The sequence below is a fragment of the Streptomyces sp. NPDC058751 genome (assembly GCF_042746485.1).
GTDB lineage: Bacteria > Actinomycetota > Actinomycetes > Streptomycetales > Streptomycetaceae > Streptomyces.
Genome location: NZ_JBHYPZ010000029.1, coordinates 1 through 11,644 on the forward strand (window position 1 = coordinate 1; position 11,644 = coordinate 11,644).

The window sequence follows — 11,644 nt, forward strand, 5'->3', positions numbered from 1 at the left end:
GGCCTCGGCGACGGGGGCGGGGGAGGCCGGGGCGGCGGCCGGGGCCGGAGCCTCGGCGGCGGCGGGAGCCGGGGCGGCGGCGGGCGCGCCCGTGCCGTCGTCGATGACGGCCAGCTCGGCGCCGACCTCGACGGTCTCGTCCTCGGCGACCTTGATGGACGCGAGGATGCCGGCGACGGGGGAGGGGATCTCGGTGTCGACCTTGTCCGTCGACACCTCCAGCAGCGGCTCGTCGGCCTCGACGCGCTCGCCCTCGGCCTTCAGCCAGCGGGTGACGGTGCCCTCGGTGACGCTCTCACCGAGTGCCGGAAGGGTTACGGAAACCGGCATGGTTTCTGTTGCTCCTTATTGGGTCTCCCCTGCCCGACCGGGGTCGAGGGCCAGGGGAAGTGCGGAAGTCTGTGGTCGTCGTCGCGCCCTGCGCGACGCGGTGACTGGGACGGCCGAGGGCCGGGGGGTGCCCCGGCCCGGCCGATCAGTCGTGCGCGTGCAGCGGCTTGCCCGCGAGCGCGAGGTGCGCCTCGCCGAGCGCCTCGTTCTGCGTCGGGTGGGCGTGGATGAGCTGGGCGACCTCGGCGGGCAGCGCTTCCCAGTTGTAGATGAGCTGGGCTTCGCCGACCTGCTCGCCCATGCGGTCGCCGACCATGTGGACGCCGACCACGGCACCGTCCTTCACCTGGACGAGCTTGATCTCGCCCGAGGTGTTGAGGATCTTGCTCTTGCCGTTGCCCGCGAGGCTGTACTTCAGGGCGACGACCTTGTCCGCGCCGTAGATCTCCTTGGCCTTGGCCTCGGTGATGCCCACGGAGGCGACCTCGGGGTGGCAGTACGTCACGCGCGGGACGCCGTCGTAGTCGATCGGGACGGTCTTCAGACCGGCCAGCCGCTCCGCGACCAGCATGCCCTCGGCGAAGCCGACGTGCGCGAGCTGGAGCGTCGGGACGAGGTCGCCGACGGCGGAGACGGTGGGGACGTTCGTGCGCATGTACTCGTCGACCAGGACGTAGCCGCGGTCCGTCGCGATGCCCTGCTCCTCGTAGCCGAGGCCGGCCGAGACCGGGCCGCGGCCGACGGCGACGAGCAGGACCTCGGCCTCGAACTCCTTGCCGTCGGCGAGGGTGACCTTGACACCGGTCTCGGTGTACTCGGCCTTCGAGAAGAAGGTGCCCAGGTTGAACTTGATGCCGCGCTTGCGGAACGCGCGCTCGAGGAGCTTGGAGGAGTTCTCGTCCTCGACCGGGACGAGGTGCTTGAGGCCCTCGATGACGGTCACGTCGGCACCGAAGGACTTCCACGCCGAGGCGAACTCGACGCCGATGACACCGCCGCCGAGGATGATCGCGGACTGCGGCACGCGGTCCAGGACGAGCGCGTGGTCCGAGGAGATGATGCGGTTGCCGTCGATCTCCAGGCCCGGCAGCGACTTCGGCACGGAGCCGGTCGCGAGGAGCACGTGGCGTCCCTGGATCCGCGAGCCGTTCACGTCGACGGAGGTCGGGGAGGACAGACGGCCCTCACCCTCGATGTACGTCACCTTGCGGGACGCGATGAGCCCCTGCAGACCCTTGTACAGGCCCGAGATGACCCCGTCCTTGTACTTGTGGACGGCGGGTACGTCGATGCCCTCGAAGGTGGCCTTGACGCCGAACTGCGCGCTCTCGCGAGCCTGGTCGGCGATCTCGCCCGCGTGCAGCAGGGCCTTCGTGGGGATGCACCCACGGTGCAGGCAGGTACCGCCGACCTTGTCCTTCTCGATCAGGGCGACGTCCAGGCCCAGCTGCGCTCCGCGCAGCGCCGCGGCGTAACCGCCGCTACCGCCGCCGAGGATCACTAGGTCGAAAACGGTGCTGGCGTCGTTCGCCACGTCACGTCCTCCATGCATGTGCGCCGTTACGCCGGGCACCTTCGTCCCTTACGGGTGGTTGACCGGTCGGTCGGCTGGTGTCCGGCCGCTCTTTACTACGGCCCTGTGGTGGGGGCCCTGTCCTGCCGAGAACCCATCTTTGCACTTGTCGAGGGCGAGCGAGACGCCGGGCCGGTGTGTGGGACGTCTGATCCATCACGTCGACGGGGTGCGGAGCCGGGTGAACCTGCGGATTTCGTCGAGGGCGAAACCTCTGTTCGGCCGGAGGAGCGGCCCCGGGCGCTCGGACGCCCGGGGCCGGTGTGCCGTACGGGGGCTCAGCCCAGGTCGCCGGCCGCCGTCAGCTCGGCGAGACGGACCAGGGTGCGGACCGCGGAACCGGTGCCGCCCTTGGGGGTGTAGCCGAACGGGCCGGACTCGTTGAACGCGGGACCCGCGATGTCCAGGTGCGCCCAGGTGATGCCCTCGCCCACGAACTCGCGCAGGAACAGACCGGCGACCAGACCGCCGCCCATGCGCTCGCCCATGTTGGCGATGTCGGCGGTGGGGGAGTCCATGCCCTTGCGCAGGTGCTCGGGCAGCGGCATCGGCCAGGACTCCTCGCCGACCTCCTCGGAGGCCTCGACGATCGCGGCGCGGAACGCGTCGTCGTTGGCCATCACGCCGAAGGTGCGGTTGCCGAGCGCCAGCACCATCGCGCCGGTCAGCGTCGCCACGTCGACGATCGCGTCCGGCTTCTCCTCGGACGCCTTCCACAGCGCGTCCGCCAGGACGAGCCGGCCCTCGGCGTCGGTGTTCAGGACCTCGACGGTCTTGCCGCTGTACATGCGCAGCACGTCACCCGGACGGGTGGCGGAGCCGGAGGGCATGTTCTCGGCGAGCGCGAGCCAGCCGGTGACGTTGACCTTCAGGCCCAGGCGCGCGGCGGTCACCACGGCGGCGAAGACCGCCGCGGCGCCGGCCATGTCGCACTTCATCGTCTCGTTGTGCCCGGCGGGCTTGAGCGAGATGCCGCCCGAGTCGTAGGTGATGCCCTTGCCGACGAAGGCGAGGTGCTTCTTCGCCTTCGAGGAGGTGTACGACAGCTTCACCAGGCGGGGGCCGGCGGCCGAGCCGGCGCCGACGCCGAGGATGCCGCCGAAGCCGCCCTTGACGAGGGCCTTCTCGTCGAACACCTGCACCTTGATGCCGTGCTCCTTGCCGGCCGCCGTGGCGACGGCGGCGAAGGACTCCGGGTTGAGGTCGTTCGGCGGGGTGTTGACGAGGTCGCGGGCGCGGTTGAGCTCCTCGGTCACGGCGGTGGCACGCGCGAGGGCCGCCTTGTACGCCGCGTCCCGGGGCTTGCCGCCGAGGACGGTCGCCTCGCCGAGCGGACCCTTGCGGTCCTTGGCGGCCTCGTCGCGGCCCGCCTCCTTGTAGGCGTCGAAGCCGTACGCGCCCAGGCGGGCGCCCTCGGCGACGGCGGCGGCGTCGGCGGCGTCCGCGACGGGCAGCGCGAACGCGGCCTTCTTGGCGCCGGCGAGCGCGCGGGCGGCGACACCGGCCGCGCGGCGCAGCGCCTCGGCGTCGTAGCCGGCCCCGTCCTCGGGGACCGCTCCCAGGCCGACGGCCACCACGACGGGGGCCTTGAACTTGGAGGGCGCGGGCAGCTTGGTCATCTCGCCCTCGGCCCCCGAGGCCCCGAGGGTCTCCAGGACCGCGGCGAGCCCGCCGTCGTAGGCGTTGTCAACGGCCTCGGCGCCCGGTGCGACGACCGGACCCTTGGGGCCCTTCGCGACACCGACGACGATCGCGTCGGCCCGCAGGCCGGACGCCGCGGCGGTGCTGAGAGTGAGAGCAGTCACGGTGGTGAGATCTCCGCTTCCATTGAGGGTTCGTGTGGCCGAGAAGGGGTGGGTCGACCGGGCCCGACGGCTGACCCTAGATCCGTCCTCGGGGGCGGTCCTTGCCGGGCCCTTCGACAGGGCGGGCGAGTACCCGGGACGAGCCTACGCTCGGGGCCGGGTTTCGCTCATTTCTGCGGACGTTCACCCACAGGTGGCGCCGTGCCGGATTACCGCCCCTCACTGCCGGTGACCTGAGCCACACTCATCGTGTTCAGTGGGCACGCCGTCCACTGCTTTGCACGATTTCCACAGATTCCCCATGGTTTTCGCTCATGGGGGATGCTCGAGGGGGAGAAAGCTACATATGGCACAGAGCCTGCATCGGTGGAGAGGGACGGCTGCCGTCCTGGGGGCCGCCGGACTTCTGGCACTGAGCATGGGGGCACCCGGCGCGTCCGCGGCGGTCACGCCGCGGATCGACCTCAAGGTCCTGGTCGTGGACAACGGCGCGGGCCAGGTCGGAGCCATCACCGCGGAGCTGAAGAACTCCGGTGTCCCGTACACCACGGTCAACCTGGGCGACGCGAACCGCCCGACCATCAACGCGACGTTCCTGAGCGACACCGTGAACGGCGTCCCGCGCGCCAAGTACCAGGGCGTCGTCCTGCCGAACGAGGCGCCGTTCGGCGCGGGTTCGGCCGAACAGACCGCTCTGGAGAGCTACGAGAAGACGTTCGGCATCCCGCAGGTCGACGCCTACACCTGGGCCCACCCGGAGGTCGGTCTCGACTACACCGACCAGAACGGCGGCTGGTCCGGCGTGCTGGACGGCCAGACCACCCAGATCACCGCGGCGGGCACGACGGGCCCGTTCCGCTACCTCGACGGACCGCTGCCCTTCGAGGACAACGACCCGGCCGTGCAGGAGACCTACGGCTACGCGGCCCACCCGAGGGAGGGGTTCACCAGCTACCTGAACGCGCCCAGCGGCGGTTCGCTGCTCGGACAGTACGAGCACGACGGGCGCCGCGAACTCGTGGTGACCTTCGCGTACAACCAGTACCAGAAGCAGTTCAAGGTCTTGGCGCGCGGAATCGTCGAATGGCTCACCCAGGGCGTGCACCTCGGACAGGCCAGGAACTACTTCGCCGTCCACGTCGACGACGTCTTCGCGCCCGACGCCCGCTGGGACTCCGAGCGCAACTGCACCCCCGGCGACATCGACTGCGCGGGCGGCAACGGCGAGGACACCACCACGCCGATCCGCATGACCGCGGCCGACGCCGTCCACGCCGCGCAGTGGCAGGCCGACCGCGGGTTCACGCTCGACATGGTCTTCAACGGGGGCGCGGGTGAGCAGTGGAAGGACGAGAACGGCGGCACCGACGCCCTCACGGACCAGCTGCTCGCCGACAAGGCCAAGTTCCGCTGGATGAACCACACCTACACGCACCCGTTCCTCGGCTGCGTCCAGGACACCACGACCGTCCCCTGGACCTGCGCGAAGAACGCCGACGGCACCACGAAGTGGATGAGCCGGTCGGAGATCTCCGCGCAGATCTCCGACAACAACGACTGGGCGGCCGAGCACGGCCTCGCCATCGACCGCACCGAGCTGGTGACCGGCGAGCACTCGGGCCTCAAGACGCTGCCCCAGCAGCCCGTCGACAACCCGAACCTCGCGCGCGCCATGGCCGCGAACGGCGTCAGGTGGACCGGGTCCGACAACTCCCGCGAGCCCGAGCAGCGTTCGGTCGGCAGTAGCACGCTGACCGTCCCCCGCTACCCGATGAACGTCTACTACAACACCGGCACGGCCGAGGAGATGGCCGACGAGTACAACTACATCTACACCTCGAAGGCCGACGGCGGCAGCGGGGTGTGCGAGAACAACGCGACGTCCACCTGCCTGCCGGCCCCGCTGGACACGGCCACCGGCTACGCCGAGTACATCGCCCCGGCGGAGGCGCGCACCGCGCTCGGGCACGTCATCGGCAACGACCCGCGCCCGCACTACGTCCACCAGTCCAACCTGGCCGAGGACCGCATCCTCTACCCGGTCCTGGACAAGGTGCTCGCCGACTACAAGGCGATCTACGCCGACAACACCCCGGTGCAGAACCCCCGCCAGAGCGCCATCGGCACCGAACTGCAGCGCCGTACCGCCTGGCAGACCGCCCTGGCGAGCGGCCGGGTCACGGCCTACCGCGTCGGCAACCAGGTCACCGTCACCGCCCCGTCCGGGACGCAGATCCCGGTGACCGTGCCCGAGGGGACCACGAAGCAGCTCGTGGTCGGCACCACCCCGTTCGGCACGGCGTACGCGGGAGCGCGCAACGACTGGACCAAGCCGGAACTGCTCCAGTCCGCGGTCAGGCTGAACCTGCCCGCCTGAGCACGGCACCGCGGCTCACCACGCGCACCCCGGCCCGACCCGGCCGGGGTGCGCTCGTGAGCCGTGCGACGGAGAGCCGGGGGGCTCTCCGGAAGAACACAGTCCCAGGGGGGAACCGCGCATGATGCGCACCGGCCGTCATGTCACCATGCTCACCGAAGGCACCTACCCACATGTCCACGGCGGGGTCAGCACCTGGTGCGACCAGCTGGTCAAGGGCATGCCGGAGGTCGACTTCCACATCGTCTCGCTCACCGGCAGCGGCCGCGAACCCGTGACCTGGGAGCTGCCGCCCAACGTCTACCGGCACACCCGCGTACCGACCTGGGGACCACGCCCCGGCCGCGCCCGCCCGCCGCTGGGCCGCGCCCGGCGCCGCTTCGCCGAGACCTACGAACGCTTCCTGCTCTCCGTCCTCGACCCCGGCTCCTGCGAGGACTTCGGCGACGCCCTGTACGAACTGGCCGAACTCGCCCGCGCGGGGCACCTCTCGGCCGCCCTGCGCAGCGAGTCCGCGCTGCGCTCGCTGATGCTGATCTGGACCATGCCGCACCTGCCGACGGCGGCCGCCCGGCCCACCGTGCACGACGCGCTCACCGCGACGGACCTGCTGGAACACGCGCTGCGCCCGCTCGGCGTCAGGATCCCCGAGGACTGCGTCGCCCACGCGGTCAGCAGCGGCCTCGCCACGCTGCCCGCCCTCGTCGCGCGCCACAGGGAAGGGGTCCCCTTCCTGCTCACCGAGCACGGCATCTACCTGCGCGAGCGCTACCTCGGCTACCGCGGCACCGGACAGCGATGGCCCGTCAAGGCGTTCATGCTCGGCTTCTACCGCGAGCTGAACTCCCTCGGCTACCGCGCCGCCGACCTCATCACCCCCTGCAACCGGTACAACCGCCGCTGGGAGGAGCGCGGCGGCGCCGACGGGGACCGGATCCGCACGGTCTACAACGGCGTCGACCCGCACGCCTTCCCGCACGCGGGACCCGAACCCGCCGTGCCCACCCTCACCTGGTGCGGCCGCATCGACCCCATCAAGGACCTGGAGACCCTCCTGCGCGCGTACGCCATGGTGCGCGCCGAACTGCCCGAGACCAGGCTCAGGCTGTTCGGCCCCGTGCCGCCCGGCGGGGAGGCGTACCGCACCCGCCTGGAGAAGCTCGCCGCCGAACTGGGCGTCACCGACGGGCTGACCTTCGAGGGCCGCATCACCGAGGTGTGGCGCGCCTACGCGGCCGGCCACGTCGTCATGCTGTCCTCCATCTCGGAGGGCTTCCCCTTCTCGATCATCGAAGCCATGTCCTGCGGCCGCACGACGGTCTCCACGGACGTGGGCGGGGTCCGGGAGGCCGTCGGTGACACCGGCATCGTCGTGCCGCCCCGCGAACCGGAGAAGATGGCCGCCGCCGCCCTCGTCCTGCTGAGGGACGAGGAACGGCGTCTGGACCTCGGCGGACTGGCCCGCCAGAGGGTCATCGACCGGTTCACGCTGCGCCGCTCCGTCGACGCGTTCAGGACGGTCTACCAGGAACTGGCGGGCCGGCCCACGGTGTACGAGCCCGCCGTGGAGACCGTCGACGACTGGACCCTCGAACTGCGCGACCCCTGGTACCAGGCCGTCGCCACGGACGGGACCGGCTGGTGAGCGGCTCCCTGCGCACCCAGCCGGGCGCACACGAGACCACCCGCCCCCTGGTGCCGAGCCAGCGCCGCCCGGCGAGCGGGGGACGGCCCGACCCGATCGACGAACTCGCCGCGGAACTGAAGGAGTCCGTGACCGCCGCCGTCCACCCCGACGAGGTGGCGGCCCTCCTGGAGTCCGAGGGCCTCTCGGACGACCAGATCCGCGAACGGTACGGCGTCGCCGACTCCTTCGCCCTCGCCGAGGAGCTGTTCGCGCGGGTCGACCGGGGCTGTCCCGAACCGGAGGAACCGGCCCCCGACCCCTGGCGGACCGGGCTGATCGGATGCCTCCTGCGGGGCGTCGTCTTCGCCCTCCCCGGCCTCGGCTACGTCCTCGCCGCACCGCTCCTCGCCGGGCCGAAGGGCGCCTTCGGACTCCCGGCCGGCACCGTCCCGATGCTCGCCGGAGCGCTGTGCGGCTGGACCTGGAACCAGGGACTCGCCCACCGCGCGTACACCTGGATGGGGCTCGGGGACCGCACCGCCGCACGCCGTGCCCTGCTCGTCGGCACCCCGGCCGGTGTCCTGCTCGGCTCCCTGGTGGCCCTCGCGGTCGCGGGATCGGCCGGAAAGGGCGCCGTCGCGTTCGCCGCCGGACAGTCCGGCTACCTGGGCGCGGCGACCGTCCTGCTGGTCATGGGCAGGGAATGCACGCTGCTCGCCGCCCTGGCCCCCATGACGGCGGGCGCGGCCGTCACCGTGTTCCACCCGGTCCCCGACCCGGCGCGCGTGGCCCTGCTCCTCGGCTCCCTGGCGGCGGTCGCCCTGCTCGGCCTCCTCGAAGTGGCCCCCGCGGTGCGCGAGCTGGGAAGGGGGAGCTGGGGCGCGGGACTGGTCGCGCTGCTGCCGTACGGCAGCCGGCGGGGCGGCGCCGAGCCGTCCGGGCGGACCGGTGAGCCGCGGGCGGCCTCCACGGGCCGCCTCGCCGCGGGGAAACCGGAGACCGCTCCGGGACGCCTCGCCGCGGCCGCCGCGCGGCTGCGCGCCCGGCTGTCCGCCCCGCGCCGGCACGCCGGAACCCTCGCGTACGCCCTCTTCGGGCTCGGCAGCGGTGTCCTCGTGCTGTACGCGGCGCTCGGAGACGTCCTGACGGGAGCCCGTACGGCGGTCGCCGCGCCGGCCGCGATCGCGCTGACCCTCAGCATGGGCCCCGCGGAGTGGCTGCTCTTCCGGTTCCGCAGCGGGAGCCTCGCCGGACTGCGCTCCAGCACCTCGGCGAGGAGCTTCCGGCGGGCCGCCGCCGGCGCGCTCCTGCGGTGCCTGTCCGGCTACCTCGCCGCGCTGCTCGTGCTCGGCGTCGGTGTCTCCGCGCTGTGGCCGCACGTGCCCGCGGCCGCGGACGGGGTCAGGCTCGGCGGGCTGCTCCTGCTGGGGGTGGTCATGTGGACCGGGCTGCTGCTCCAGTCCTTCGGCGCCGTGACGGGCACCGCCGCAGTCGTCTGCGCCGCCGCGCTCGCCCAGACCGCGGCACTGGCCACCCACACGGGCGGCGCGCACTGGGCGGGCCTGATCGTGCACGGCGCGGCGGCGGGCGCGCAGACCGTCCTCGTCTGCGTCCGGCTGGGAAAGGTGACGGCCCACCGGTGAGGACGCTCCTCGTCCCGTACTACGAACACCCCGCCGTCCGCCCGGCCGAGTGGGACGCGCTCGTCGCCGCCGCGCCCCGGCTCCACGGCGTGGTGCTCAACCCCGCCAGCGGACCCGGCGACCGCCCCGACCCGGCGTTCGCGGCGGTCGCCGGACGGCTGCGCGCGGCGGACGTCAGGGTCCTCGGATACGTCGACACGGCGTACGGACGCAGGCCGCTCGAGGACGTCCTGCGCGAACTGGACCGGCACCGCGACTGGTTCGGCACCGACGGCGTCTTCCTGGACCAGGCGGCCGCGGCGGAGGGCGAGTTCGGTTACTACCGGCGGCTGGCGACGGCGGTCCGGGGGCTCGGCGGCGGCACCCTCGTCCTCAACCACGGCACGGTGCCGCACCCTTCGTACGCCCGTGTCGCCGACGTCCTCGTCACCTTCGAGGGCACCTGGGCCACGTACCGGAGGAAGCCCCCGCCGCCGTGGCGGGGCGCCGGCGTGGAGCTGTGCCACCTCGTCCACGGAGCCCCGCCCGGCGCCGACACGGTGGCGCTGGCCCGGGAGCGGGGGGCCGCGCTGTCCTGCGCGGTCCCCGGCACGGGCGACCATCCCTGGGGCACCCTGCCCCACGGCCTGGCCCCCGCCCCGTGAACGCGGTGACCGCCCTGGTCAGCCCAGCGAGAGCACCACGAGCGCGGTCGTCGCCGCCGTCTCCGCCAGGCCGCCGAACACATCGCCGGTGACACCGCCGAAGCGCCTGGTGCAGTGCCGCAGCAGCAGTTCGGCGGCCAGGACGGACAGCCCCACCGCCACCGCGGCGCGCCCGGTGTCGTACGGCCCCACGAGCGCCCCGGCGCCCGCCGCCGCGCCGGCCACGGCCACCGCCACCAGCAGCGCGCCGCCCGTCGGCACGGTGCCCGCGACCGCCGCGCCCAGCCCCTCGGGGCGGGCCGCGGGCACCCCGGTGCGGGCGGCGAGCGTGAGGGCGAGGCGGGCCGCGGACGCCGAGACGACGGCCGCGAGGACCCCCCGGCCCCACGAGACCTCGTACGCCTGGGCGAGTGCGGCCACCTGGGCGAGCAGGACGAACAGGAGGGTGATCACGCCGAACGGCCCGATGTCCGACTGCTTCATGATCCGCAGCGCGTCCTCGGCGGGCTTCCCGCTGCCCAGCCCGTCGGCGGTGTCGGCGAGACCGTCGAGGTGCAGGCCCCGGGTCAGCGCGGCCGGTACGGCGACGGTGGCCACGGCCGCGAGCAGCGGGCCCGAGCCCATGGCCAGCAGCGCCACGCCCGCCAGTGCCGCGCCCGCCCCGACCACCAGACCGGCCAGGGGGGCGCACAGCATGCCGCCGCGTGCCGCGTCACGGTCCCAGCGGGTGACCTTCACCGGGAGCACGGTGAGGGTGCCGAAGGCGAAGCGGAGGCTGTCGGGCAACGAGGCGCCGGAAGCGGTCTTGGACATCGGCGCAGGCTACCCGGACGCCCGGAGGGCGGATACGGCGGCCATGGATAAAGTTCACATATGGGTCATTGGCTGTATCGGAACATCGTCGAGCCCGGGAAGCTCCCCCTGTTCCTGGCGCTGGCCTCGTTCGTCGTGACCTTCGTGGTCACCCGCGTCATCGTGCGGATGATCCGCGCCGGCAAGGGGCCCTTCGGCAACGTCAAGGCCGGTGATCTGCACATCCACCACGTGGTCCCCGGGGTCGTGCTCACGGTGATCGGCGGCTTCGGCGCGGTCGCCGGCGGCCGCCACGGATTCTGGCCCTGCGTGAGCGCCGTGGTGTTCGGCGTCGGCACGGGCCTCGTGCTCGACGAGTTCGCCCTGATCCTGCACCTCGACGACGTCTACTGGACCGAGGACGGGCGCAAGAGCGTCGAGGTCGTGGTGGTCACCGCGGCCCTCGTCGGCCTGATGCTCAGCGGCTTTTCGCCCTTCGGCGTCAACGACGTCAGCAACCAGGAGGCGCAGGACCGCGCGAGCGCGATCGCGAGCATCGCCCTGAACTTCTTCTTCGCGCTGCTCACCCTGAGCAAGGGCAAGGCCCGCATGGCGATCTTCGGGGTGATCATTCCCTTCATCGCGATCGTCGGCGCCGTCAGGCTGGCCAAGCCCACGTCCCCGTGGGCCAGACACTTCTACCGGCACCGCCCGCGTGCCCGGGCCCGGGCACGACTGCGCGCGTACCGGCACGACCGCCGCTGGGCGGGCCCGGCCCGCAGGATGCAGGAGTGGATCGGCGGCAAACCCGACCCGGCGCCCGCCCGGTCCCTGTCCGAACGGCGGTGAGGCG

Annotated in this window: 9 protein-coding genes; 5 read left to right on the plus strand and 4 right to left on the minus strand. The window is 72.7% G+C overall.

Annotation, left to right across the window (positions count from 1 at the left end; translation table 11 throughout):
• From ACFW6B_RS25310 to ACFW6B_RS25320, 3 genes are all read right to left on the minus strand, one after another.
• The coding region (locus ACFW6B_RS25310; RefSeq protein WP_386599037.1) for a biotin/lipoyl-containing protein at window positions 1-330 on the minus strand (330 nt) is incomplete at its 3' end.
• A gap of 145 nt (window positions 331-475) precedes the next feature.
• Window positions 476-1,864 (minus strand): dihydrolipoyl dehydrogenase, encoded by a 1,389-nt coding sequence (gene lpdA / locus ACFW6B_RS25315; RefSeq protein WP_386599039.1) that lies wholly within the window; start codon window positions 1,862-1,864, stop codon window positions 476-478.
• A 317-nt stretch (window positions 1,865-2,181) separates the two neighbouring features.
• The gene (locus tag ACFW6B_RS25320) at window positions 2,182-3,708 is read right to left on the minus strand and encodes a leucyl aminopeptidase (protein ID WP_386599042.1); all 1,527 of its coding nucleotides are present in this window, start codon (window positions 3,706-3,708) and stop codon (window positions 2,182-2,184) included.
• Between the two features lie 346 nt (window positions 3,709-4,054).
• On the opposite strand from ACFW6B_RS25320, the gene ACFW6B_RS25325 reads away from it, so the two are divergent.
• From ACFW6B_RS25325 to ACFW6B_RS25340, 4 genes are all read left to right on the plus strand, one after another.
• Window positions 4,055-6,085, plus strand: coding sequence for a hypothetical protein (locus ACFW6B_RS25325; RefSeq protein ID WP_386599044.1), 2,031 nt, complete (start codon window positions 4,055-4,057; stop codon window positions 6,083-6,085).
• Window positions 6,086-6,206: 121 nt separating this feature from the next.
• Window positions 6,207-7,730 carry a GT4 family glycosyltransferase PelF gene (gene pelF / locus ACFW6B_RS25330; RefSeq protein ID WP_386599047.1) on the plus strand — a complete coding sequence of 508 codons (1,524 nt, stop codon included), beginning with the start codon at window positions 6,207-6,209 and terminating at the stop codon, window positions 7,728-7,730.
• Window positions 7,727-9,355, plus strand: coding sequence for a hypothetical protein (locus ACFW6B_RS25335; RefSeq protein WP_386599049.1), 1,629 nt, complete (start codon window positions 7,727-7,729; stop codon window positions 9,353-9,355). The genes pelF and ACFW6B_RS25335 overlap by 4 nt, the downstream gene beginning before the upstream one ends.
• Entirely contained in the window at window positions 9,352-9,999 is a 648-nt protein-coding gene (locus tag ACFW6B_RS25340; protein ID WP_386599052.1) for a spherulation-specific family 4 protein, read from the plus strand. Before ACFW6B_RS25335 ends, ACFW6B_RS25340 begins: the two co-directional genes overlap by 4 nt.
• An 18-nt stretch (window positions 10,000-10,017) precedes the next feature.
• On the opposite strand, the gene ACFW6B_RS25345 is transcribed toward ACFW6B_RS25340, so the two are convergent.
• On the minus strand, window positions 10,018-10,812 hold the full coding sequence (locus ACFW6B_RS25345; RefSeq protein WP_386599054.1) for an adenosylcobinamide-GDP ribazoletransferase: 795 nt from the start codon (window positions 10,810-10,812) through the stop codon (window positions 10,018-10,020).
• A gap of 60 nt (window positions 10,813-10,872) precedes the next feature.
• Between ACFW6B_RS25345 and ACFW6B_RS25350 the strand changes: the two genes are divergently transcribed.
• Complete coding sequence (locus tag ACFW6B_RS25350; protein ID WP_386599056.1) at window positions 10,873-11,640, plus strand: hypothetical protein; 768 nt, start codon at window positions 10,873-10,875, stop codon at window positions 11,638-11,640.
• Window positions 11,641-11,644: the final 4 nt, after the last annotated feature.

Bases quoted from the DNA above. Each gene is read 5' to 3' on its own strand.
- pelF (WP_386599047.1), top strand. From the start codon at position 6,207: ATGATGCGCACCGGCCGTCATGTCACCATGCTCACCGAAGGCACCTAC.
- ACFW6B_RS25350 (WP_386599056.1), top strand. From the start codon at position 10,873: ATGGGTCATTGGCTGTATCGGAACATCGTCGAGCCCGGGAAGCTCCCC.
- ACFW6B_RS25345 (WP_386599054.1), bottom strand. From the start codon at position 10,812: ATGTCCAAGACCGCTTCCGGCGCCTCGTTGCCCGACAGCCTCCGCTTC.
- ACFW6B_RS25325 (WP_386599044.1), top strand. From the start codon at position 4,055: ATGGCACAGAGCCTGCATCGGTGGAGAGGGACGGCTGCCGTCCTGGGG.